The organism is Microbacterium sp. CJ77, assembly GCF_002911615.1.
Lineage (GTDB): Bacteria > Actinomycetota > Actinomycetes > Actinomycetales > Microbacteriaceae > Microbacterium.
Window position 1 is genome coordinate 21,363 of the sequence record NZ_PQBR01000007.1, and the last position, 22,872, is coordinate 44,234.

Consider the following 22,872-nt stretch of genomic DNA (forward strand, 5'->3'; position numbering starts at 1 on the left):
ATGCGTTCGGTCGGCCTACTCGCCGCCGCGCACGACCCTCGGTCGGAGCGCGGCGGCGGACCGTCCCCGCAACGACGACCACCAGACACCCGCACCGTAGGCGATGTCATCGAGGCGACGGGCGAGGGTGAAGCGCACGGGATCGAGTCGCGGCCGCAGACGCACGTACTCGATGGCCGCATCGGCGAGCGCCGCGACGAGTGCGGCTCGGCGCACGCGCCGCGAGAAAAGGGCGAGGACGATCGTGAGCGGCCACCAGTGCCGCACGAGAAGCGCGGAGCCCTGCACCAGCGTCGTGACGGTGCCCTGCGCGGCGAGCAGCGCTGCGAGGCGACGCCGATGCGGGACGTGAGGGATGCTGCGGGCGATCCGCGCGGCGAAAACCGCGACGATGCCCACGCCGACCGGGAGCGACCAGCGTCGCTGTGCGAGCGTGGTCGCGAGCAGGGCGATGCTCCAGGGTGGGAGGGCGACGGGGGCGATGTCGCGGGGGTGCCGCACGCCGAGCCCGTACGCCCCGGTGCCGTAGTCGAACTTCCGCCGCATCCAGGCCCCGAGTGTCGCGCGATGCTCGTGCCGGACGATTGCCGTCGGGTCGTAGGTCACCCGATGCCCGGCGCCGACGAGTCGCCACACGAGGTCGACGTCCTCGCCGACCCGGAGCTCGGCGTCGAATCCTTTCCCGAGCGCCGAAACGCGGGCGACGAGGCACGTGCTCGAGACCCACGACACGCGGCTGCGCGGCCGGACGGTCGAGGCATCCGGACCCAGATCGAGCGAGGACCGGGCGTCCTCGTACCTTTCGAGCCAACTCTCGTGCTCGCGACGCAGTCCGCGCACGGCGGGCGCGACGAGCGCCACCTCGGGGTCGACGAGATGGCGCAGCAGGGTGTCGAGCGCGCTTTCGTCGAGGACCACATCCGAGTCGACGAAGGCGACGAACGGCGTCTGCACGACGGCGAGGCCCGCGTTGCGGGCGGCGGCCGGGCCGAGATTCTCGGGCAGGGCGACCAGTCGCGCGCCGTGCGTCGCGGCCACTCCCGCAACGTCCGGGGGATGGAGCGAGCCGTCGTCCACGACCACGACCTCGGCGACGCCCTCGGGAACGCTCGCGAGCAGACGCGCCAGCTGCGACGGACGGTCCCGTACGGGGATCACCACCGTGAGCAGGGCGCGCGACACATCGGGGAGGGAGGCCGCGACGAGTTCGCCCATGCCGGTCGCGTGCAGGTACCGGGCGAGTGCTCGGCTCGTTTCGTCCTCGACCGTGAGGTCGCGGCCATCCAGGCGCTCGGCGGCGGCGGCGCTGATGCGCGAGACACGGATGGGCGCGCCGCCCACCAGCACCCGCCCGGCTCCGCTCGAGGTCGGGCGTGAGCGCCGTGTGTGGGTGTTCAGCCGCACGACCGTGCCGTCGGGCGGGAAGGTCGGGTCAGTCATCCGCGCCGCCTTGCTCGCCCCGGGGCGCGGGGTGCGCCACCAGCAGCCCGTCGGTCGTGGGTTCGCCCGTCAATCGACGCCATGCCGCTTCGGCGATCGCCGCCAGAAGTCGCTCGCCCGCCGCGGACGATGCCCCTCGGGGGTCGCCGAGCACACCGTTCGGCGACACCGCGCGCACGCCCTCGGTGCGGAGACGGGGGAGGAGCTCGCCGATCGGTGCGGTGGCACCGGGCTCGATTCGTTCGACGCGGATGGCGGGGGCGCGGAGCCGGGCGAGCATCGAGGTCTCGTCGTAGCCCGCGTGGGCGTCGTGTGACCCGCCGTCCTCCGGCACGCAGGGCAGCCACGCGGCGTCTCGGCCCTCGGAGCGCAGCACCCGGACGGCGGCGATCAGGGCCTCGAGATTGCCGCCGTGGGCGTTGACGAACACGAGCCGCGGCGCCCAGGTGCTCGCCGACCGGCCGAGCTCGACCAACAGGAACTGCAGGGCCGCCGTGCCGATCGACATCGTCCCGGCAAAGCCCTGGTGCTCGCCGCTCGAGCCGTAGGCGATCGCGGGTGCGACGACGGCGTCGTCCCCGCTGTCGCGCACGCGTGCGGCGAGCGTGTCGGCGATCGTGACCGCGATGGTCGCGTCGACGTCGAGCGGCAGGTGCGGCCCGTGCTGCTCGGTGGCACCGAGCGGCACGAGCACGAGCGGTGCCCCGACCGTCGGCCACGTTCGGTCGACGAGGCGCACCGCATCATCCAGCGGGTGCGCGTCGAGCGCGTGTTCGTCCGGGTCGCGGGTGCCGCGCCGAGGGGAGTCGTCTCGTTGGGGGTCGGCGGGCATCAGCTGGTCGGGGTCGACGGAACCCCCAGCCGACGTTCGAAGCTCGGCGGAATCCAGAGGTCGGCGCGGCTCAACTCGTCGATCGAGGAGTGACCCAGACCGAGCACGGCCGAGTCCAGCCCGCCGCGCAGGATGTCGAGCACGTTCTCGACACCCGCCTGCCCGTTCGCCGCGAGCCCCCACAGGTATGCCCGGCCGATCATGACCGCGTCGGCGCCGAGCGCGAGGGCCTTTGCCACGTCGCCGCCACGGCGCACGCCGCCATCGAGAAGCACCTCGATCTGCGAACCGACCGCCTCCGCGATACCCGGGAGCATCCGGATCGGTGCGGGGGTGGAGTCGAGGTTGTTGCCACCGTGGTTCGAAACCGAGATCGCCGAGACGCCGGCGTCCACGGCGCGGAGCGCATCATCTATGCGCGAGACGCCCTTCAACAGGAACGGTCCGCCCCACTGCTCGCGAAGCCAGGCGACGTCTTCCCAGCTGGGCGGCGGCGTCATCATCCACTCGCCGTACGCGCCGAAGAAGGTCGGTGCCTTCCCCGATCCGACGGCCAGGTTCGGGGCCGTCAGGTCGGGGACGCGGCCGGAGCGCAGGAAATCTGCCAGCCACTGCGGCCGGACGAGCGCGTGCGGAGCGAAGCGAGCCGCCGCGCGCAGCGTCAGCTTCTCGGGGATCTCGGGGCTGCCCCAGTCGCGGCCGTGCGAGAACGACCAGTCGAGCGTCGCGATGAGTGCCTTCGCTCCGGCCGCACGCGCCCGGTCGAGACGCTCGAGCATCGTGTCGCGGGTGCCCTGCCAGTAGACCTGGTAGAGAAGGTTCTCGTTCGCGGCCGCGACCTCCTCGACGCTCTTGCTCGCGAACGAGCTCAGACCGATCGGGATCCCGCGGTTCGCCGCCGCGCGGGCGACCGCGACCTCGCCATCGGGATGAACGGCCTGCACGCCCGTGGGAGAGATGAGCACGGGCATCGCGATATCGATGCCCAGGACTTTCGTCGACAACCGTCGTTCGGCCTGGTGCCCCGCGACCTTCGGTGCGAAGGCGAGCTCGCCGAAGGCCGCCATGTTGTCCTTGTACGACAGCCCGCGCTCCGAGCCCGCGATCAGCGCACCGTAGACGGGCGCGGGTAGACGCTTCTTCGCGCGCCGTTGCGCCTCGGCAACCGACTCGAACCAGGGATTGGCCATATTCGTCTCCTGAAGGGGGGGTGTCGCGGAAGGGTGGTGCGCCGACTCAGGCCGTCGGCGGCACGAATCCGGCGAGCGGGCTCGCGGCACACGCGCTCACGGGCATCGCTTCGATGTCGTCGCGGCGGCGCAGCGTGAGCGGAACAGGCTTGGCGGATCGCGGTCGCGGGGGCGACGTGCGGTGCGAGTGATCGCCGCTCGGGCGCGGGGAGCCCGCGGGATCGTTCCGAGCCGCGAGCAGCTCTTCGCCGTAGCCCTGGACGCACTCGGGGTCGGGTCCGTCGAGCGGCAGACCCGTGAAGAACTTCGCCGCCATGCATCCGCCCTTGCACGTGTCGAAGAATGCGCAGGACGCGCAGGCTCCGCCGGTCTGCGGTGCCCGCAGCTCCTGGAACAACGCGGACTCGCGCCAGACATCGGTGAAACCGCCGGGCGTGCGCACGTTGCCGGCCAGGAAGTCGTCGTGGATCGCGAACGGGCACGCGTAGACGTCGCCGATCGGGTCGATCAGGCAGACCACGCGGCCCGCGCCGCACAGGTTGAGCCCGGGGAGGGACTCGCCGTACGCGGAGAGGTGGAAGAACGAGTCGCCGGTGAGCACCTCATCGGCGTGCGCGAGCAGCCAGGTGTAGAGCTCGCGCTGCTGCTCCTGTGTGGGGTGCAGCTCGTCCCAGACGTCGGCGCCGCGGCCCGAGGGACGCAGGCGCGTCAGGCGCAGCTGCGCGCCGTACTCGTCGGCGATCCTCTTGAACTCATCGAGCTGCGGGATGTTGGTGCGCGTGCACACGACCGAGAGCTTGAAGTTCTTCATGCCGGCGTCGCGTAGGTTCCGCATCGCCGTGATCGCGGTCTGGTACGAGCCGGGGCCGCGGATGTCGTCGTTGACCTCGGGGGTCGCGCCGTCGAGCGAGATCTGCACGTCGACGTAGTCGTTCGCGGCCAGCAGTGCGGCGCGGTCCGGCGTGAGCTTCACGCCGTTCGTCGAGAACTTCACGCCGACGTGGTGCCGGGTGGCGTAGTCGAGCAGCTCCCAGAAGTCCGATCGCACGGTCGGCTCGCCGCCGCCGATGTTGACGTAGAAGACCTGCATCCGCTCGAGCTCGTCGATGACGGCCTTGCACTCGTCGGTCGAGAGCTCGCGCGGGTCGCGTCGGCCCGAACTCGACAGGCAGTGCACGCACGAGAGGTTGCACGCGTAGGTGAGCTCCCACGTGAGGCAGATCGGCGCATCGAGTCCGCGCTCGAACAGATCGACGAGGCGTTCCGGACGCGGTGCCGCGGCGCGGGGCGGATCCAGTGTGATGCTCATGCGGCGTGCTCCTCGAGACGTCGTCGTTCGATCATGCGGGAGTCGGCGAGGGTGCCGAGAGCCCGGAAATAGCGTGGTCGATCTTCGTCGGCGACCCCGACCGCGTCGCACGCGGCGCGTGCGCTGGGGGAGTCGGACAGAGATGTGACGATGCTCAGCAGCGTGCGGTCCTTCAGGAACGACAGCTTGCGCGTGCCGAAATGGTAGAGCAGAGCGCCGAACGGCTCCGGACGCACCGAGACCTGTTCGCTCAGACTCCACCCCGCATCGGGGTCGAACACGTCAGTACACGCCGCACATGCCGTCGATGGACACTTCCTCGACGAGACTGTCGGCTTCGACGGCGTCGTTCGACGTGGCGGGCTTCACGGTTTGCGGATCCATGGGATGCTCCTTCACAACGCCACGGCTCCTTCGCCGTGCGCGGTACGCTCGACTCTAATGGCACCGAGTGCCGAATGGAAGACAGAAGGCGAACAAACACGCCGTGACGATATCCTCACGAATCGGTCGCGCTCCGGCAACGACGCACGGAGAGCTCAGCGCGATCGCGCTCGAGCTGTTCCTCGAGCGCGGCTACGAAGAGACGACCGTCGATGACATCGCCGCCGCCGCGGGGATCGGTCGCCGCACGCTGTTCCGCTACTTCCCCTCGAAGAACGATCTGCCGTGGGGTGATTTCGACGCCCTGCTCGCGATCATGCGTGCCCACCTCAGCGATCTGCGACCGGACCTTCCGATCATGGAAGCGCTGCGCGAGGCGATCATCGAGTTCAACCGCTTTCCACCCGAGCAGATCGCGCTGCACCGTGAACGGATGCACCTCCTGCTCGAGGTGCCCGCGCTCGTCGCGCATGCCTCGCTGCGCTACCGGGACTGGCGTACCGCGGTCGCCGAGTACGTCGCACGCCGCATCGGCGGCGACGTGAACGATCTCGAACCGCAGGCGGTTGCATGGGCGTGCCTCGGCCTGTGCCTCTCGGCGTATCAGGAGTGGCTGCACCACGACGGCGAAGACCTGCTGGTGCTGATCGATCGCGCCTTCCGCCACCTGGAAGCCTCGTTCGAACCGCCGGCGAAGCGGACGGCAGGATGACCGGGCCCGAGGTCGACGTCATCGTCGTCGGCTCGGGCGGGGCGGGAGCGCCGCTGGCCGCCCGACTGAGCGAAGACCCGGCGCGACGGGTGCTGGTGCTCGAGGCGGGCCCCGTGCCCCGCACCCCGCGTGATTACCCACCCGAACTCCTCGATGCGTCCACGGTTCAGGGGGCGATGCCGGGCTACCCGTACAACTGGGCGTACCTCGGCCATCTCACCCCCCAGTTGCCCTATCTCGTTGCGCGCGGACGGATCCTGGGCGGTTCCACCGCCCTCAACGGCGCGTACTTCGTGCGCGCGACGCCCGACGATTTCGCCGCGTGGGCCGAGGCGGGCGGACCCGACTGGAGCTACGAGGCCGTCCTGCCCGCGATGCGTCGGCTCGAGCACGATCACGCTTTCGGCGGCGACCCGCGCCACGGTGATTCCGGGCCGATCCCCATCGAGCGCTCGACTCTGACCGATCGGCTGGGCGCCGCCTTCCATGCGGCGGCGATCGACAGCGGCTACCCCGACGAACCCGACAAGAACGTGCCCGGCCCGCCCGGCGTCGGCCCCGTCCCCTCCAATCTCCACCGCGGCAGACGCTGGAACACCGGCATCGCCTACCTGCAGCCCGTCTTCGACCGCCCGAATCTCGAGGTGCGCGGCGATGCGCGCGTCGCTCGGGTGCTGATCGAGCGGGGGCGGGCGATCGGCGTCGAACTCGCGGGCGGCGAACGCCTCCGCGCACGCGAGGTCGTGCTGGCCGCGGGCGGCATCGCGAGCCCGCACCTGCTGCTGCTCTCGGGGATCGGACCGCGCGCTCAGCTCGAGAGCGTCGGCATCTCGGTGGTCGCGGACCTGCCCGTCGGTGTCGCGTTCTCGGACCACCCCGACATCGCGGTCGGATGGCGCCCGCGAACGCCCCTCGGCAGCCCGAGGGATCGGGTCGCTTTCCCCGCCTCCCTCAATTTCGCCTCGACCGCCGGGACCGGTCGTGCGGATCTCGAGATCCTGCTGTCGGTGAAGTCGCTCGGCTACCTGCTGACAGGTTCGGCGCATCCGCTCGGCAGCGGAGCGTGGGCGGCCCTGCGGCATCCGTGGCGAACGCTCCGCGCCCTGTTCGGTGTTTCGGCCCGACGGATGGCTTCGCAACTGGCGCATCGCGACGACCTGCAACTGATCGTCGCCCTGCAGCAGCCCGAGGGACGGGGCACGATCCGCCTGGCCAGTGCGGATCCCGATGTCGGGCCCCGCATCGACTACCGCTATCTCGAGACGCCCGGAGACCGGGCCCGCATGCGCGAGGGGCTGCGGGTGGCCGTGGGGCTGTTGCGCTCGGATGCCCTTGCGCCCCTCGTCGACCGGCTGACCGAGCTCGACGACGCGACGCTCGGCGACGACGACCGCCTCGACGCCTGGGCGCGCGGCCACCTCGGTACGGCGATCCACATGTGCGGAAGCGCACCTCTGGGGCCGGCGGGCGCGCCGGGCGCCGTCGTCGACGGGCACGGGCGCGTGCACGGCGTGCCGGGATTGCGGGTGGCGGACACATCCATCCTGCCCACGGTGCCGTCGCGGGGACCCGCGGCGACCGCCGTCCTGATCGGCGAACGGATCGCCGAGTTCATCGCGCGCGGTGACTGACGGCGCGCGGCGAACCCGGCGACCCGACTAACGCCAGATCGACTTGACCTCTTGGTAGTTGCGCACCGCCTGTGCGCCGAACTCGCGGCCGAGGCCCGAATCCTTGTAACCGCCGTAAGGGGTGTTGAAGTCGGGGCGGTAACCGTTCAGCCCGATGGAGCCCGTGCGGACCCGCCGGGCGACACCGAGGACCTCGTCGTCGGCCCCGTACACGGCGCCGGCGAGGCCGTAGTGCGAATCGTTGGCGATGCGCACGGCGTCGTCGACGTCGCTGTACGGAAGGAGCGTCACGACCGGCCCGAAGACCTCCTCCTGCACGATCTCGCTGTCCTCTGCCGCGCCGGTGATGACGGTCGGTGCGTAGAAGTAGCCGGAGCTCGGCAGCGACTGGCCGCCCGTCACGACCGTCGCTCCGGCGGCCCGGGCTCGATCGACCATGCCCGAGACGCGCTGGTGAATGCGCTGTGAGACGAGGGGCCCGAGCTCGGTGTTCTCGTCCCAGGGGTCGCCGACCGTGAGATCGCTCGCGAGAGCGACGAGCCGGTCGTGCACCTCGTCGTAGATGCCGGCCGGTGCCAGCACCCGCGACATCATGGCGCAGACCTGGCCGCTGTTGTCGAAGATGGCGTGCCGCAGGCTGGCGAAGGTCGCGTCGAGGTCGGCCGATTCGAGGACGATCGCCGCGGACTTGCCCCCGAGTTCGAGCGTCACGGGGATCAGCCGCTGACCGCCCGCGGACGCGATCTGACGCCCCGCCTCGGCCGAGCCGGTGAAGCTGATCTTGTCGATGCCGGGATGCGCGACGAGGGCCTGCCCGGTCTCGCGCCCGCCCGGGACGATGTTGATGACTCCCGGCGGCATGCCGATCGCGAGGCTCGCCTCGGCGAATGCGAAGACGTCGAGCGCGGTCTCGGCGGCCGGTTTGATGACCACCGTGCACCCCGCGGCGAGCGCCGGGCCGAGTTTGAGCGTCAGCGCGGCCTGCGGGTGGTTCCATGGCACGATCAGCGCCGCAACGCCCAGGGGTTCGTGCCGCACGATGGAGTTGCCCGTGCCGTAGATATTGGGACGTTCTTCTTCTTCGAGGTCCGGGGTGCGCGCGACCTGGGCGTAGTAGCGCAGGTGCGTGATCGGCCGCACGCTCGCCCACGGCCGCGAAACCGAGATCGGCTGACCGATTTCGGCGGTGATGAGCGCGGCGGTGTCGAGCCCGCGACGCTCCATCTCGTCGGCCAGCTTGTCGATCCAGTCCGCGCGTTCCGCTCCGGTCAGACGCGGCCACGGGCCGTGGTCGAACGCCTCGCGTGCCGCGCGGACGGCGCGGTCGACGTCGGCGGCGATCGCGTCGGGAGCCCGCCCGACCTCGCTCAGGTCGATCGGGCTCTCGATGACGAGCTCGGCGGTGGTGGCGGGCGAGACCCACTCGCCGCCCGCGAAGATGCTGTCGCGCGAGACGGAGCGAGCTGTCGGGGTGATCGTGGTCGTCATGATTCCTCCGTGGTGCGCGTCGTGTCGGATGTGGGGTGCGCGATACCGCCGCGCATGTTGCGGCCTTCGAGCAGGTCGATGTACCCCTGCCCGATGTCATCGAGCGCGTAGGTCGCCGAGATCAGCTCATCGAGCTTCAGCTGCCCGGTCTTGTACATCGCGTACTGGCGGGGGATGTCGGCGCGCGGGTTGCTCGCGCCGTAGATCGCGCCCTGGATGCGCTTCTGGAAGCGCGTGATGTCGAGCGGCGAGATCGGGATGCTGATCTCGGAGCTGGGGGCGATCGCCGTGACGACGACGGTGCCCGCCTTGCGGATCGCGTAGAACGCATCGGCGACGTCCTGGCCGCGCAGACTCCCGACCGTGATGATCGCGCTGTCGGCGCCCTGCCAGTCGGTGATGCTGCGGGCGAACTCGGCGGCGTCGGCGATGTTGTCGAACGCGTGTGTGGCGCCGACCTCGAGGGCCTTCTGACGTTTGAGTTCGACCGGGTCGACCGCGATGACGGCCAGAGCCCCGGCGTGCGAGGCGCCCTGGACCGCGTGGATGCCGACGCCGCCGACACCCATCACGATCACGACGTCGCCCGGGCTGACGTCGGCGGCGTAGACCGCCGAGCCCCAGCCGGTGCCGACACCGCAGCCGAGCAGCCAGACCTTGTCGAGGTCGGCGTCCGCGGGCAGCTTCACGGCCGAGTTGACGTCGACGACGGTGTGCTCGGCGAAGGTGCCGAGTCCGCACATCTGGCCGACCGGCGTGCCGTCCTCGAGCGAGAACCGGAAGCTCTCGGTGTCGGTGAAACGGCTTCCGCGCATCAGGAACGCGCCGAGCTGGCAGAGGTTCGTCATCCCCTCGTTGCACCAGCGACACTTGCCGCAGCTGGCGATGAACGAGAACACGACCTTGTCGCCGACCGACCAGTCGGGCGTGTTCGGTCCGACGGCTTCGACGATCCCGGTGCCCTCGTGTCCGCCGACCATGGGGAGATGCCCGGCCTCGCTGTCGCCCGTGACGAGGTGGTAATCGGAGTGACAGAGCCCGCTCATGGCCATCTTGACGCGGATCTCTCCCTGACGAGGGTCGTCGAGCAAGACATCCATGACCTCGAACGGGCCGGGCTGCTCTCGAACGACGGCCGCACGCGTGCGAATCGGCATGGTTTCTCCTTTGAAACAGGGGGTGTGCCGCACGTTCGAACCGACGTGGGGCGTCGCGACAACGATAGCTCGAAACGGCCTCAGTGCACCACTGTGCGTACAGAAGTACGCAATGTGTTGAAATGACCCCCGTCGGTGTGACACCATCGCCATCGTCGGGCAACGTCGAAATCGACCTGCGCGGCCATACCGGACGGAGTGCATTCACCCCGGGCCCGGGCTCCGCGCAGTGGCGCACGGAGCAACCCGACTGGCAATGGAGGCAGTAATGAAGTCCCTACGCACCCGAACACCCCTCACCCTGGGGGTCAGCGTCCTCGCCGTTCTCGGCCTCGCCGCGTGCGGCGCCCAGACCGACGCGGGCGGCGGCAGCAGCGCCGGCACCAGCGACGCACCGGCCGAGATTCAGCCGCTCGTCGCGGGCGTCATCCCCGTCACCGACATCGGCCCCGTCTACATGGCGCAGCAGAACGGCGTCTTCGAAGAAGCCGGTTTCGACCTGACCCTGCAGCCCGCCGGATCGTCGACCGAGATCATCCAGGCCATGCAGTCCGGCCAGGTGCAGATCGGCTACGGCGGCTCGACCGGCGTGTTCCAGGCGGTCGAGAACGGTGTCGACCTCGTGATCATCGCCGCCGCGAGCGCGACGCCCGATGACCCCGAGAACGGCATCAACGACCTCCTCGTCACGGCAGACAGCCCGCTGAAGTCCGCGAAGGACCTCGAGGGCAAGACCGTCGCGGTCAACGCGCCTGGTGGTTACACGCAGCTGCTCGCCGACATCGCGATCACGGACGACGGCGGAGACCCGAGCAAGGTCAACTACGTGCAGATGGGCGTGCCCGACCAGCCGGCCGCGCTCGCGAGCGGCGCGATCGATGCATTCGTCGCCGGTGAGCCGTTCGGCACCCTCGGCCGGGAGCAGAACGGATTCCGCACCCTCGCGAACCCGTTCACCGCGCTCTCGGACAGCGCGGTCGTCGCGGGTGTCTGGTACGCCCTCCGCAGCGATGTCGAGGAGCGCCCCGACTACTACGCGAAGGTCGCCGCCACCATCGACGAGGCGAACGCCTACGCGCTCGAGAACGACGAGGAGCTGCGCGAGAACATCGCCGAGTTCACCAAGATCGACCCCGAACTCGCCGCCCGCATCCGTCTCGGCTCGTACGGCAAGCTCCCGCTGACGGTGGACAACCTTCAGGCCATCGCCGACTGGTCGTACGAACTCGGCTACGTCAAGAACAAGGTCGACCTGGAAGAGCTCGTCTGGGTTCCCTGACCTGCTGACGGCGCTCGCGCGCTGACGGCGCTTCATCGCTGACAGTGCGGGTCCGTGGCTCCCGGATGCTCCGGGGGCACGGACCCGCACTGGTCAGCCCACCGACCACCACACCCTCACGGAGGATGCGCATGCCGACACGTGCGGCGCCCGCGGAACGCACTACCCGCATAGCGTTCAGTCAGACACGGATCTCGACACCGATTCTCGGACTCCTCGGGATCCTCGCGTTCATCGCGGTCTGGGAGTTCGCGTCCCGGCTCGAACTGGTCAATTCGACCTACCTGCCGCCCTTCAGCGAAGTGGCGGTGACGGTCGTGGAGGTCGTCTTCGGCGAGCAGTATCGCGCGCAGTTCTGGACGGCCCTCGGCAACACGATGCTCGGCTGGAGCGTCGGACTCGCCATCTCACTCGTTCTCGGAATCGCCGCGGGCCTCGTGATCGGATCGAATCGGTGGGTGCGCGAGTTCACGCACTCCACGGTCGAGTTCCTCCGGCCCATTCCGTCGGTCGGTCTGATCCCTATCGCCATCGTGATCTTCGGAGTGCGGCCCACGGCGACGATCGCGATCGTCGTGTGGGCGTGTTTCTGGGTCATCCTCATCCACGTCATCTACGGCGTCAGCGATGTCGACCCGGTCGCCGCGTCGACCGCGCGGAGCTACGGTTTCGGACGGTTCGCCCGCGCCCGTTACGTCGTCTGGCCCACCCTGCTGCCGTACCTCATGACCGGCGTGCGTCTCTCCGGCACCATCGCCCTGGTCGTCGCCATCACGATCGAGATCGTCGTCCAAGCCCCCGGAATCGGTCAGATGATCGCGCAGTACCAGTCGGCCGGCAACGCTCCCGTGGTCTACGCCCTCGCCCTCCTCGCCGGTGTTCTCGGCCTCGTCATCAACCTCGTGTTGCGGCAGCTGGAGAACTCCGTGCTCGCCTGGCATCCGTCCGTTCGGGGGGAGGTCATCCCGTGAACGCACGCACCGTCACACGACGCGTCTTCATGGCGCTGGCTCTGCCGATCATCATCATCGTGCTCTGGTGGCTCGGCACGCTCAACGAGACCAACCCCTTCGTTCCCAAACCCGTCAACATCGTCAACGACCTGGTCACCGTGTGGGCGGGCCCGCTGCTCGTCGAGCAGGTCGTGCCGTCGCTCTACCGTCTCGGTGTCGGACTCGGCGGAGCGATCGTCGTCGGCGTGCTGCTCGGCATCCTCGTCGGTATGAGCCGTTTCGCGCGCAAGCTCACGGGACCGCTCTTCGAGTTCATCCGCGCCGTGCCGCCGCCGGTGCTCCTGCCCGTGCTGCTTCTGGTGATCGGCATCGATGACCGCTCGAAGATCTTCCTGATCTTCCTCGGCTGCCTCTGGCCCGTCCTGCTGAACACGATCGACGGGGTCCGCTCGGTCGACCAGGTGCTCGGCGACACGACGCGCACGTATGGGTTGCGCGGCTGGTCGCGGCTGCGCTACTTCGTGCTTCCCGCATCGATGCCCCGCATCATGACGGGCATCCGACTCGCGCTGCCGATCGCCATCATCCTGATGGTCGTCTCGGAGCTGTACGCGGCCCTCGATGGGCTCGGATACCAGATCATGCTGTTCAAGCAGACCTTCCAGACCGGGCCCATGTGGGCCGGAATCTTCATCATCGGCTTCATCGGCATCCTGCTCGCCTTCATCTTCCGGGTGATCGAGCGGCGAGTGCTGGCTTGGTATTACGGACAACGAGAGGTGGAAACCAGTGAGCGCTGACGTGAAGGGGGCCGAGGCTCCCGTACTTCTCTCGGTCCAGGGAATCCAGAAGATCTACTCGACCACCGGAGGTCGGGGCGTCGAGGCGGTCCGTGACCTCACCTTCGACCTGCGCAGGGGCGAATTCGCGTGCCTGGTCGGGCCGTCCGGTTCGGGCAAGACGACGCTCCTCAAGGTCATCTCGGGACTCATGGCTCCGACGAAGGGTCAGGTCGTGCTGGACGGCAAGGTCGTGGATGGGCCGCCACGCAACATGGCCCTCGTCTTCCAGGAGTACGGGCGCTCGCTCTACCCCTGGATGCGTGTCGCCGAGAACGTCGAACTACCGCTCAAGGTGGCGGGCGTCGGGCGTGACGAGCGCAAGGCGCGCGTCGCCGAGGCCCTCGAGGCGGTCGGTCTCGCGCACGTGCCCAAGTCGTACCCGTGGCAGCTCTCGGGAGGAATGCAGCAGCGCGTCGCCATCGCACGCGCCGTGGCCTATCAGCCCGAGGTGCTGCTCATGGACGAGCCGTTCGCGGCGGTCGATGCGCAGACGCGTGCGGACCTCGAGGACCTCGTGCGTTCGGTGTGGGCCAAGCTCGGGCTCACGGTGCTCTTCGTCACGCATGACATCGACGAATCGGTCTACCTCGGTGAGCGCGTCATCGTCCTCTCGTCCTCGCCGACCGTCATCCTCGAGGACCTCGCCATCGACCTGCCGGCCGAGCGCGATCAGCTCGAGACGCGATCGGACGCGAGATTCGTCGAGCTGCGGCATCACGTGTACGAGCAGATCCAGAAGGCCAAGACCTACACGGGCGACACCGAGACGGTACGGACCGTTGCCTGAACCGCGTGGATGACACGCGCGACGCGACCTCGTTGCGCAACGGATGGATGCCCCCTATCTCTAGGATGGTCCCGGTGGACGCAGAGCGTCCACGCGGCGAAGGGGCAGACATGTTGGACGAGAGATCGCGCGATCGTATCCAGAGCATCGAACGTGGGGTGGAGGTGCTACGCGCCTTCAACGACCGCCAGGGGCCGCTCAGCGTCGCCGACATCGCGGCGCGCGTCGACCTCGCGCGGCCGGTCGTCCGGCGCATCCTGCTGACGTTCGCTCACCTGGGGTACGCCGAGTCGGCGGGCGGACTGTGGAGTCTGACGCCGCGCATCCTGGAGCTCGGCTCGGGGTATTTCGCCTCGTCATCACTGCCCGAGATCTCGTACGGGTACATGATGGACCTGGTCGAGCGCACGGGAGAGACGTGCAGCATCGGCGTGCTCGACGGCATGGACGTGATCCACGTCGCCCGTGTCGAGGACCGGCGCCCGCTGCCCGATTCCATCCGCATCGGCAACAGGTTGCCCGCGCACGCGACCGCGATCGGCAAGGTGCTGCTCGCGCGCCTGTCGGATGACGAGCTGGACGGTGTGCTCGCGACCGCCCCGCTCGAGGTCCACACACCGGCGACGGTCACGGATGCGGCGAGCCTGCGTGCGCGCCTCGACGAGGTGCGTGCGAACCAGTACGACATCTCGATGGAGGAGTTGCACCCCGGACAGGTCGCGGCGGCCGTGCCCATCGTGATCGACGGCAATGCCGTGGGCGGGCTCGCCGTCTCGTCCACGACGGTCCGCGAGACCGTGGAGAGCCTGCGTGACGTGATCATCCCCGTGCTCTTCGCGACGGCCGCCGACATCGCCAGCGCCTATCGCAACGCCAACCCGCAGCTGTTCCGGACGGGCGGCCGCTGACCCCTCGGCTCGACCCCGGGCTCAGGGCACGGGGACGGTGATGCCCTCGGGCAGGCGCGTGCCGAGGTACGCGCCGTCGGACTCGAGGCGCTGCTGCAGCGTCGGTACGTCGACTCCCGTCGCGGTGCCGTCGCCGGACAGCGCGAGGTCGGCCGCCGTCCCCGCCGCCTGACCCATGACCCAGCACGGGCCCGTCACGCGACCGGACGACTGTCCGCCCTGCGTCATCGATGCCGCGCGTCCCGCGACGAAGAGGTTGCCGACGACCTGCGGCACGATCATCCGGTAGGGGAGCTGGTTGTACCCGCGGGATTCGACCGGGGCGAATTTGAAGACCACATCGCCGACGACATGCGCCTCGACGGGCCATCCGTTCACGCCGATCGTGTCGTCGAAGTCACGGCACTCGAGCACGTCCTCCTGCGTCAGCTGGTAGGCGCCGACGATGCGACGCGTCTCACGGATGCCGATGGACGGGGCGATGTCGACGACGTACGAGTCCTGGAATCCGGGTGTGACCTGCTTGATGAAAGCGAACGTGTCCTTGACCTGCTGGCGTCCCTGCAGCTCGCCACGGGTCAGCTGGTCGACGTCCGTGCCGTCGATGGCGGAGCCGTCCTCGTTCGAGAGCTGCGTGAGGTTCGAGCGCCACTCGAGCGGGTTGCGCTGCGGACGCACGATCGGCTTCTTGCGCGGGAAGTGGTGCGTTCCCGCGGCCTCGGCCTCTTCCATGAGGCGGCGCACGGTCTTCCAGGCCTCGCCGGCCTCTTCCGGGTGCACGCCGTTGATGCGGAACATGAGCGAGGGGTACATCAGGTGCTCGCTCACCTCGAACGGAGCGCCCGACCAGGCGGCCAGGTCGCCGTCGCCGGATCCGTCGATGAAGAACCTGCCGCGGACGGCCGCACGCCCCGACTTCGACTCGACGATGACGGCGTCGATCGTCTTCTCGTCGCGCATCACGACATCGACCACGGATGTGTGGAAAAGCAGCTCCGCGCCGCCGGCGATCACGAGCTCGTCAGCGGCGATCTTGAGTGCCGAGATGTCGTACGACAGGGCCTGGATGCGGTTGTCGACCGAGAGATGCACGTCGTTCAGGCCGTCCATGACGCGCATCCGGTCGAGGAGCTCGTCGGCGAACCCGTGCACGGACTGGAAGTCCGTGCCGTACGCGCGCGCGTGCATGCCGCAGAAGGTCGCGAGGCCGCCCATCGTGCCGGCGCCGCCGAGGAATCCGTACTTCTCGATCAGCAGGGTCGATCGGCCCGCACGCGACGCGGCGGTCGCGGCCATGAGACCGGCGGGGCCACCGCCGACGACGACGACGTCATACTCGCCGATCACGGGGATGTCGCGCTCGGGCTCGCGGATCGTCCGCTGGTGCGTGGGGGAGGTGGTCATGCTGTCTCCTTGACGGTGGAGGGGTTCGTGGAACAGGGGCGCGCGCACAGCACGGCGCCGCACGACAGGGGCTGGACGAGTGCCTCGTACTGGTCGAGGTACCCGTGGCCGGTGTCGCGATCGACGGGCGGAACGTAGTCCGGCCGGGCGGCGAGCTCGGCCTCGTCGACGAGCAGGTCGACGGTTCCCTTCTTGACGTCGATCTCGATGAGGTCGTCGTCGCGGACGCGGCCGAGGGGGGAGCCCGGTGCGGCCGCTTCGGGCGACACCTCGCCGACGGTCATGCCCTGGTTGACGAGCCCCGAGAACTGCCCGTCGGTCACCAGGGCGACGCTGTGGGCGAGCCCGCGCGCGTGCAGGGCGAAGATGAACGCCGAGGTCAGGCCGAGACCGGGCGCACCGGTGACGCCGATACCGCGGATCACCGCGACATCGCCCTCGCGCAGGCGTCCGCTCGAGATGGCCGCGATGGCCTCTTCGCGCGTTCCGAAGATGCGCGCGGGTCCGCGGAAGGTGTGCGGCCCGGGGTCCGGCACGGGCCGCTTGGCGACGGCACCGCCCGGGGCCAGAGTGCCCTTGAGGACGCTGATTGCGGGGTCGGTTCCGAAGGGATCGTCGATCGACCGGATGACGTCTCCGTCGGCGGGCTTCGCGAGCGCCGCCTTCTGGGCGAGGGTCGCGCCGGTCACCGTGAGTTGATCGCCGTCGAGCAGGGGGAGGAGTTCGCGGATGATCGTCGCGCCGCCCCCGGCATCCTCGAACTCCTCCGTGATGCGCGGGCCGTTGGGGCGCACCGAGCAGAGCAGCGGCGTCTCGCGTCCGAGCTGGCGGAACATCTCCCAGACGTCGACGTCGAGGCCGGATTCGATGGCGATCGCCTGCAGGTGCTTGATGGTGTTCATCGAGCCGCCGATGGCGAGCATCGTGCGCACCGCGTTGCGTACCGAGCCCTCGGTGATGATCTGGCGCGGGCGGATGTCGCTCTCGATGAGTGCGGCGAGGGCATGGGCCGAGCGGCGAACCGTGTCCCACATCGGCTCGCTCAGCGCGCGGACGGGCGCCGATCCGGGCATCGCCATCCCCAGCGCCTCGGCGAGGATGTGCATCGAGTTGGCGGTGGCGAGGCCCGCACACACGCCGGGACTGAGGATGGCGTCCTCGGCGAGCAGTTCGAGGTCGTCCGTCGACTCGCCGGTCACGGCGGCCTTGGACGCGTGCAGGAAGATCTCTTCGATGTCGGCCGTGCGCCCCTCGGCGAGGCCGGAGTGCTGGTAGCCGCAGGGGATGATGATCGTCGGGATGTCGAGCCGACCGGCCGCCATGAGGTGCCCCGGTGTCGTCTTGTCGCACGACGAGAGGCAGATCATCGCGTCGAGCTTCGCTCCCTCGACGGCGGCCTCGATGTCGTCGACGATCAGGTCGCGGCTCGGCAGGATGTAGCGTCCCGCCCGTCCCGCGCTCGTGACGAAGTCGCTCGGCGCCGTCGTGCGGATCTCGAACGGGAGCAGGCCCGCATCGCGCAGCTCGTGCTTGAGTCGCGCGGCGACCTCGTCCAGGTGCGAGAAGCACGCGGCGAGGTCGGACGAGGTGTTGACGATCGCGACCTTCGGCTTCTCCCAGTCGGCTTTGGGGATTCCGAGGGCCGTGTAGTGCGCGCGGCGAGCGATCGCGAGCGCTGACGTCGGTGGCAGGTTGCTGCGTAGTGCGGGCATCGTTGTCCTCTCGTCGCGGTGGGGCGTCCGGGCATGGCCGGACGGATGCGACGCCTTCGAGTGTACGCATTGCGGACGATAGGTCGCAATGCGTAAATTGATGGCGCGACGAGGAGGTGCGCGGATGGGCACGACCGACCGACTCGGCAGAGGTCACGGTGACGGCAATGGTGACGGCGATGGTGACGGCGATGGTGATGGGAGCGCGAGCGGCGGGGGACCGCGCCTGACTCCCGGACTGCTCGTCGTGCTCTGCGTCCTGATGACTCTCAACCCGATCGTCGCCAACATGTACCTGCCGGCCCTCGGCATCATGGCCGACGACCTCGGCACGAACATCGTCGGCATCCAGCTCGCGCTGACGGCATTCTTCCTCGGCGTCGCGGTCGGCCAGCTCGTCGTCGGCGCGCTCTCCGACAGCCTGGGTCGGCGCCGCGTGCTCGTGCTCTCGTTCGTCGTGCTCACCGCCGCGAGCGCGTTCGTCGCGGCCGCCCCGACGCTCGAGGTGATGATCGTCGGGCGGGCGTTGCAGGGGCTCGGGGCGGCGGCGAGCGTCGTGATCGTCCGCGCCATCGTCTCGGATGTCGGCGTGGGCGCGCAGGTCTCTCGGGCCTACAGCATCCTGATCGGCACGCTGGCGGTGGGGCCGCTGCTCGCGTCGCTCTCGGGAACCGTGCTGCTGCAGGTCTCGGGATGGCACGCGATCCTCGTCGGCACGGTGGTCGCGAGCGTCGGATACCTCGTCCTCGCGGTCGTGGCGATCCCCGAGAGCCTGGCCGCCGCGCGGCGCGCCCCGTTTCGGCTCGGATCGATGGTCGGCGCCTACGGTCGGTTGTTTCGCGACCCCGCCTACGTGGGCTTCGCCCTCACGATGGCGTTCGTGTTCGCGGGGCTCACCGTCTACGTCAACGCGACATCCTTCGTCGCGCAGGACGTGCTGGGCCTGAGCCCCTGGGGCTTCTGGCTCATCTTCACGGCGTACGGGCTGTCGGTCTTCGCGGGCGGATGGGCCAACGCGCCGCTCTCGGCCCGGTATGGCCCGCGGCGGATGCTGACGGTAGACCTCGGGGTCGCGATCGTCACAGCCGCGGCGCTCGTGGTGATCACCGCGACGGAGTCCCTCACCGTGCCCGTCTACGCCGTGCTGATCGTCGTGAGCTGCGCGGCGGTCGCCGGTGTGATGGCGAATGCGACGACCCTGACGCTCGGCCGGGTGTCGTTCTCGGCCGGGTCCGGCGCCGCGCTCATGGGTTGCGTGCAGTTCGCGCTCGGTGCCTTGGCGGCTCCCATCGGCGGGCTCGCGGGCCCGGATACGGCACTCCCGATGACGCTCGGGATGCTCGGATGCTTCACGCTGAGCCTGGCCGCGAGCATGTTCGGTCGATTCCACGAGGGGCGAGCCCCGCGTGCCTTTCCGGCAGATGAAAATCCCCCTGCGCTGCCGGGAGCTGGCGCGGCACCGTAGAACGCGGCGACCGATGGCGGATCGCCGAGACCTACGGAGGAACCGGATGACCACCTCGACCCGCGAAGCGCTCCTCGACCCGACCGGGGCAGCCGAGGGTGCCGATGACGGCACCCTGTCGCCGCGCCCCGTGACCCTGAAGGGGTTGACGGTCGGACTGCTCGACAACACCAAGCCCAACTCGACGCTGTTGCTCGACGAGATCGCCGCCGACCTCAAGCGCGACTACGGCATCGGCGAGGTCAAGCACTACGTCAAGGACTACTTCGGCACGCCGGTCAAGGACGAACTGTTCCAGCAGATCGTGTCGGAGGTCGACATCGTCATCACGGCCGTGGGCGACTGCGGGTCGTGCAGCGCCGCGACCGTGGCCGACGGCATCATGTTCGAGCGTGCGGGCATCCCGACCGTGAGCATCACCTCCGACTCGTTCGCGATGTCGGGGCGTGCGATGGCCGAGGTCCAGGGATTCCCGGGCTTCCAGTTCGTCATGGTGCAACACCCCGTCGCGAGCCTCGACACCGAGCACATCCGCGGTCGCGCCGACCAGGCCGTGCCCGACGCCCTCCGGATCCTCGGCGTCACCGAGATGGCCTGAGCCAGAGTCCGCCGCACCCCCCCCGGCCTTCGCGCTCACCTGTCGCAAAACGCTCGATCCGGACCTCGGATGCAGCGTTTCGTGACAGGTGAGCGTGCGGTCGGGCGCCACGAGCTGTGGCAGACGATCAGTGAGTTCACAGGCATCTGGGTATCGAAACCGCCCTCAGCGACATATCGTTGACTATCGTTGGATAGGCGGCAATGGACACCGCACGGAGGTCATCATGAGCGATTCATTCGGAACGAACGGCTTCGGATTCGGCGGCGGCTCGGGTCTCGGATCCGGCTTCGGCAAGACCGGCGCGGGGATCTGGGACGCGATGGAGCAGCTGCGCGAGGAGTTCGAGCGGCGCGTCATGCCCCGCGGCGGAGCCCGCATGGGCCGCGGCGACGTGCGTGCGGCGGTCATCGCCCTGCTCGCCGAGAGCCCGATGCACGGCTACCAGATCATCCACGAGATCGAAGAGCGCAGCGGGGGCAGCTGGAAGCCGAGCCCCGGCTCGGTCTACCCGACCCTGCAGCTCCTCACCGACGAGGGACTCGTCACCGCGGAAGAGGCCAACGGCCGCAAGACCTACGCTCTCACCGAGGCGGGTCGCGCCGAGGCTGATGCCGCGGGCGAGCGTCCGGCGCCGTGGCAGGCATCCGGCACCGGAACCGGCGGCCGCGAGAGCAGCGGGCGCGCGACGGCTCTGCCCAAGGCCGGAGTCGAGCTGGCGCAGGCCGCCGCTCAGGTCGCGCGCACGGGCACGACCGAGCAGGTGCAGCAGGCGGTCGTCGTGCTCGAAGACGCGCGCCGTAAGCTCTACTCGATCCTCGCCCAGGACTGACCGGAGTGCCCTCGGCGCGAAGGCGTCACGAGGGAGCAGTGTTGGTTCGAGGTGCAGAGAGCGGCAGGGTCGTCAACAAGGCCGCTGCGTACGATGCCGGAGCCATGCGCTCCCGCTACCGGCGCATTCTGCGGTTCGCCGCGCGCTTCCTCGTTCAGACGTGGTGGTTCGAACTCGTCCTGCCCCGCATCGGCCTGACCCGCATCGCGGTGCGCACGCGCAACGCGCGCATGAAGCGATTCGCACGCGCCTTTCACGGGCTGGCCGTCGACCTCGGTGGCCTGATGATCAAGGTCGGACAGTTCATGTCCTCGCGCCTGGACGTCCTGCCGCCCGAGATCACGAAAGAGCTCGAGGGGCTGCAGGACGAGGTGCCCCCGGTGCCGTTCGCCCACATCCGCTCCGCTGCCGAGGCCGAACTCGGCATGCCGCTCGACCGGGCCTTCTCGTGGTTCGAGGAGACCCCGGTGGCCGCGGCATCCCTCGGCCAGGCGCACCGCGCCCGGCTGTCGGCCACCGACGCCGCCGAGACCGGGCTCGATGCCGTCGTGGTCAAGGTTCAACGGCCCGGCATCCAGCAGATCGTCGACGTGGACCTCGCGGCGCTGCGCAAGGTCGGCGGATGGCTCAGCCGCATCCGCCTCGTCTACACCCGCGTGAACGCCCCGGCGCTCGTCGAAGAGTTCGCGGTCACCAGTCTGGAAGAGATCGACTACGTCCACGAGGCGGGCAACGCCGAGCGATTCGCGCGCGACTTCGAGGGCGACCCGCGCGTAGCCGTGCCCGAGGTGGTGTGGGAGCGCTCGACCCGTCGGGTCCTGACCCTGCAGGACGTCACCGCGATCAAGATCAACGACTACGACGGACTCCGCGCCGTCGGTGTCGACCCCGACGAGGTCGCCCGCGAGTTCGCGTCGGTCATGTTCGACCAGCTCTTCGACCACGGCTTCTTCCACGCCGATCCGCACCCCGGCAACGTCTTCGTGACGTTGCTGCCGGATGCCTCGGGCTCCGGCGCCGGGGGAGCGGGCGTCGTGGCGGGGTCGGCTGCCGGGGTCGACGGATCCGGTTCGGTTCCCTCGTCGCCCGCCTGGCGCTTCACGTTCATCGACTTCGGGATGATGGGCGAGGTTCCGCCCGGGCTTCGCCGCGGGATGCGCCAGCTGCTCATCGCCGTGGCCTCGCGCGACGGGCGCGGGCTGGTCGACGCGATCCGCGAGGTGGGGGTGCTGCTGCCCTCGGCCGACACCGGCGAGCTCGAGCGGGCGATGACCGCCCTGTTCGCGCGGTTCGGCGGCATGGGCTTCGCCGAGCTGCAGGAGGTCGATCCGCGCGAGTTCCGCGACTTCGCGATCCAGTTCGGCGATGTGGTGCGGTCGCTGCCGTTCCAGCTGCCCGAGAACTTCCTGCTGATCATCCGCGCCTCGTCCCTCACCTCGGGCGTCTGCAGCGGACTCAACCCGGCGTTCAACCTGTGGGACTCGGTCGAGCCCTACGCCGCTCAGCTGCTGCGCGATGAACGCGGCAACATCGCCCAGGCCGTGGGCAAGGAGGCGCTGTCGATCGCGGCGCTGGCGGTGCGGCTGCCGCGTCGCGTGGACGAGCTCGTCACCCGGATCCAGGACGGCGAGATCGCGGTCGACACCCCGCGGCTCGATCGCCGGATCGCGCGGCTCGAGCGGACCGTGCGCCGGGTCGTCTCGGCGGTGCTGTTCGCCGGGTTGTTCATCGGCGGGGCCGTGCTGCGGCCGGAGGATCCGCTGTTCGGCACGGTTCTGATGTCGGTGTCGGCGCTGCCCCTCCTGCACGCGTTGTTCGCCGGGATGCGGCGCGGGCCCGGGCAGGGCTGAGGCTGCGTCACCCCGCGAACGGTCGCGACTCGCCGTGTCGCGCGGCTGGTGTGCGGCGTGTCGCGACCGTTCGGTGAAGGATTCGTCGGGCCCCGGGGA

The 22,872-nt window shown here is 69.6% G+C and carries 21 protein-coding genes; 11 read left to right on the forward strand and 10 right to left on the reverse strand.

From position 1 onward, the window contains the following. Positions 1 to 15: 15 nt before the first annotated feature. From mftF to mftA, 6 genes are read right to left on the reverse strand one after another with little or no spacing between them, the layout of a single operon-like run. Entirely contained in the window at positions 16 to 1,440 is a 1,425-nt protein-coding gene (mftF, locus tag C2868_RS05965) for a mycofactocin biosynthesis glycosyltransferase MftF (RefSeq protein WP_100810927.1), read from the reverse strand. After that, a complete protein-coding gene (mftE, locus tag C2868_RS05970) occupies positions 1,433 to 2,272 on the reverse strand; it encodes a mycofactocin biosynthesis peptidyl-dipeptidase MftE (protein ID WP_103663083.1) in 840 nt (279 codons plus the stop codon). Before mftE ends, mftF begins: the two co-directional genes overlap by 8 nt. Next, the gene (gene mftD, locus C2868_RS05975; protein ID WP_100810925.1) at positions 2,272 to 3,462 is read right to left on the reverse strand and encodes a pre-mycofactocin synthase MftD; all 1,191 of its coding nucleotides are present in this window, start codon (positions 3,460 to 3,462) and stop codon (positions 2,272 to 2,274) included. Before mftD ends, mftE begins: the two co-directional genes overlap by 1 nt. Positions 3,463 to 3,508: 46 nt before the next feature. Beyond that, a complete protein-coding gene (gene mftC / locus C2868_RS05980; RefSeq protein WP_100810924.1) occupies positions 3,509 to 4,771 on the reverse strand; it encodes a mycofactocin radical SAM maturase in 1,263 nt (420 codons plus the stop codon). After that, entirely contained in the window at positions 4,768 to 5,052 is a 285-nt protein-coding gene (gene mftB / locus C2868_RS05985; RefSeq protein ID WP_100810923.1) for a mycofactocin biosynthesis chaperone MftB, read from the reverse strand. Before mftB ends, mftC begins: the two co-directional genes overlap by 4 nt. A 1-nt stretch (position 5,053) precedes the next feature. After that, positions 5,054 to 5,155, reverse strand: coding sequence for a mycofactocin precursor MftA (gene mftA, locus C2868_RS05990; RefSeq protein WP_100810922.1), 102 nt, complete (start codon positions 5,153 to 5,155; stop codon positions 5,054 to 5,056). A 103-nt stretch (positions 5,156 to 5,258) separates the two neighbouring features. Between mftA and mftR the strand changes: the two genes are divergently transcribed. Together mftR and C2868_RS06000 are read left to right on the forward strand one after the other, a co-directional pair. After that, positions 5,259 to 5,867 carry a mycofactocin system transcriptional regulator gene (mftR, locus tag C2868_RS05995; RefSeq protein ID WP_100810921.1) on the forward strand — a complete coding sequence of 203 codons (609 nt, stop codon included), beginning with the start codon at positions 5,259 to 5,261 and terminating at the stop codon, positions 5,865 to 5,867. Beyond that, positions 5,864 to 7,498 carry a GMC family oxidoreductase N-terminal domain-containing protein gene (locus tag C2868_RS06000; protein ID WP_100810920.1) on the forward strand — a complete coding sequence of 545 codons (1,635 nt, stop codon included), beginning with the start codon at positions 5,864 to 5,866 and terminating at the stop codon, positions 7,496 to 7,498. The genes mftR and C2868_RS06000 overlap by 4 nt, the downstream gene beginning before the upstream one ends. Before the next feature lie 27 nt (positions 7,499 to 7,525). Here C2868_RS06000 and C2868_RS06005 read toward each other — a convergent pair whose 3' ends face one another. Both C2868_RS06005 and C2868_RS06010 read right to left on the reverse strand, forming a co-directional pair. After that, entirely contained in the window at positions 7,526 to 8,986 is a 1,461-nt protein-coding gene (locus C2868_RS06005) for an aldehyde dehydrogenase (protein WP_100810919.1), read from the reverse strand. Then, a complete protein-coding gene (locus tag C2868_RS06010) occupies positions 8,983 to 10,143 on the reverse strand; it encodes an NDMA-dependent alcohol dehydrogenase (protein ID WP_219811464.1) in 1,161 nt (386 codons plus the stop codon). The genes C2868_RS06005 and C2868_RS06010 overlap by 4 nt, the downstream gene beginning before the upstream one ends. Positions 10,144 to 10,411: 268 nt before the next feature. Between C2868_RS06010 and C2868_RS06015 the strand changes: the two genes are divergently transcribed. From C2868_RS06015 to C2868_RS06035, 5 genes are all read left to right on the forward strand, one after another. Further along, entirely contained in the window at positions 10,412 to 11,422 is a 1,011-nt protein-coding gene (locus C2868_RS06015) for an ABC transporter substrate-binding protein (protein ID WP_157813914.1), read from the forward strand. A gap of 131 nt (positions 11,423 to 11,553) precedes the next feature. Continuing rightward, positions 11,554 to 12,393, forward strand: a complete 840-nt coding sequence (locus C2868_RS06020; RefSeq protein ID WP_100810917.1) for an ABC transporter permease — start codon at positions 11,554 to 11,556, stop codon at positions 12,391 to 12,393. Beyond that, positions 12,390 to 13,175 carry an ABC transporter permease gene (locus C2868_RS06025; protein ID WP_232711183.1) on the forward strand — a complete coding sequence of 262 codons (786 nt, stop codon included), beginning with the start codon at positions 12,390 to 12,392 and terminating at the stop codon, positions 13,173 to 13,175. The genes C2868_RS06020 and C2868_RS06025 overlap by 4 nt, the downstream gene beginning before the upstream one ends. Then, positions 13,165 to 14,004, forward strand: a complete 840-nt coding sequence (locus C2868_RS06030; protein WP_100810916.1) for an ABC transporter ATP-binding protein — start codon at positions 13,165 to 13,167, stop codon at positions 14,002 to 14,004. The genes C2868_RS06025 and C2868_RS06030 overlap by 11 nt, the downstream gene beginning before the upstream one ends. A 110-nt stretch (positions 14,005 to 14,114) precedes the next feature. Continuing rightward, positions 14,115 to 14,912 carry an IclR family transcriptional regulator C-terminal domain-containing protein gene (locus tag C2868_RS06035; protein WP_181003370.1) on the forward strand — a complete coding sequence of 266 codons (798 nt, stop codon included), beginning with the start codon at positions 14,115 to 14,117 and terminating at the stop codon, positions 14,910 to 14,912. A gap of 21 nt (positions 14,913 to 14,933) precedes the next feature. On the opposite strand, the gene C2868_RS06040 is transcribed toward C2868_RS06035, so the two are convergent. Then, positions 14,934 to 16,316, reverse strand: coding sequence for an FAD-dependent oxidoreductase (locus C2868_RS06040; protein ID WP_100810914.1), 1,383 nt, complete (start codon positions 16,314 to 16,316; stop codon positions 14,934 to 14,936). Then, on the reverse strand, positions 16,313 to 18,028 hold the full coding sequence (locus C2868_RS06045; protein ID WP_100810913.1) for a dihydroxy-acid dehydratase: 1,716 nt from the start codon (positions 18,026 to 18,028) through the stop codon (positions 16,313 to 16,315). Before C2868_RS06045 ends, C2868_RS06040 begins: the two co-directional genes overlap by 4 nt. Positions 18,029 to 18,152: 124 nt before the next feature. Between C2868_RS06045 and C2868_RS06050 the strand changes: the two genes are divergently transcribed. The 4 genes from C2868_RS06050 (at position 18,153) to C2868_RS06065 (ending at position 22,773) form a co-directional block, all read left to right on the forward strand. Further along, a complete protein-coding gene (locus C2868_RS06050) occupies positions 18,153 to 19,493 on the forward strand; it encodes a Bcr/CflA family efflux MFS transporter (RefSeq protein ID WP_157813913.1) in 1,341 nt (446 codons plus the stop codon). A 46-nt stretch (positions 19,494 to 19,539) separates the two neighbouring features. Beyond that, on the forward strand, positions 19,540 to 20,091 hold the full coding sequence (locus C2868_RS06055) for a UGSC family (seleno)protein (protein ID WP_100810911.1): 552 nt from the start codon (positions 19,540 to 19,542) through the stop codon (positions 20,089 to 20,091). A 226-nt stretch (positions 20,092 to 20,317) separates the two neighbouring features. Then, positions 20,318 to 20,923, forward strand: coding sequence for a PadR family transcriptional regulator (locus C2868_RS06060; RefSeq protein WP_100810910.1), 606 nt, complete (start codon positions 20,318 to 20,320; stop codon positions 20,921 to 20,923). Between the two features lie 104 nt (positions 20,924 to 21,027). Then, entirely contained in the window at positions 21,028 to 22,773 is a 1,746-nt protein-coding gene (locus C2868_RS06065; RefSeq protein WP_100811350.1) for an AarF/ABC1/UbiB kinase family protein, read from the forward strand. Positions 22,774 to 22,872: the final 99 nt, after the last annotated feature.

Coding starts and splice junctions, on each gene's coding strand:
- mftF (WP_100810927.1), bottom strand. CDS start 1,440: ATGACTGACCCGACCTTCCCGCCCGACGGCACGGTCGTGCGGCTGAAC.
- mftE (WP_103663083.1), bottom strand. CDS start 2,272: ATGCCCGCCGACCCCCAACGAGACGACTCCCCTCGGCGCGGCACCCGC.
- mftD (WP_100810925.1), bottom strand. CDS start 3,462: ATGGCCAATCCCTGGTTCGAGTCGGTTGCCGAGGCGCAACGGCGCGCG.
- mftC (WP_100810924.1), bottom strand. CDS start 4,771: ATGAGCATCACACTGGATCCGCCCCGCGCCGCGGCACCGCGTCCGGAA.
- mftA (WP_100810922.1), bottom strand. CDS start 5,155: ATGGATCCGCAAACCGTGAAGCCCGCCACGTCGAACGACGCCGTCGAA.
- C2868_RS06000 (WP_100810920.1), top strand. CDS start 5,864: ATGACCGGGCCCGAGGTCGACGTCATCGTCGTCGGCTCGGGCGGGGCG.
- C2868_RS06005 (WP_100810919.1), bottom strand. CDS start 8,986: ATGACGACCACGATCACCCCGACAGCTCGCTCCGTCTCGCGCGACAGC.
- C2868_RS06010 (WP_219811464.1), bottom strand. CDS start 10,143: ATGCCGATTCGCACGCGTGCGGCCGTCGTTCGAGAGCAGCCCGGCCCG.
- C2868_RS06015 (WP_157813914.1), top strand. CDS start 10,412: ATGAAGTCCCTACGCACCCGAACACCCCTCACCCTGGGGGTCAGCGTC.
- C2868_RS06020 (WP_100810917.1), top strand. CDS start 11,554: ATGCCGACACGTGCGGCGCCCGCGGAACGCACTACCCGCATAGCGTTC.
- C2868_RS06035 (WP_181003370.1), top strand. CDS start 14,115: ATGTTGGACGAGAGATCGCGCGATCGTATCCAGAGCATCGAACGTGGG.
- C2868_RS06040 (WP_100810914.1), bottom strand. CDS start 16,316: ATGACCACCTCCCCCACGCACCAGCGGACGATCCGCGAGCCCGAGCGC.
- C2868_RS06045 (WP_100810913.1), bottom strand. CDS start 18,028: ATGCCCGCACTACGCAGCAACCTGCCACCGACGTCAGCGCTCGCGATC.
- C2868_RS06050 (WP_157813913.1), top strand. CDS start 18,153: ATGGGCACGACCGACCGACTCGGCAGAGGTCACGGTGACGGCAATGGT.
- C2868_RS06055 (WP_100810911.1), top strand. CDS start 19,540: ATGACCACCTCGACCCGCGAAGCGCTCCTCGACCCGACCGGGGCAGCC.
- C2868_RS06060 (WP_100810910.1), top strand. CDS start 20,318: ATGAGCGATTCATTCGGAACGAACGGCTTCGGATTCGGCGGCGGCTCG.
- C2868_RS06065 (WP_100811350.1), top strand. CDS start 21,028: ATGCGCTCCCGCTACCGGCGCATTCTGCGGTTCGCCGCGCGCTTCCTC.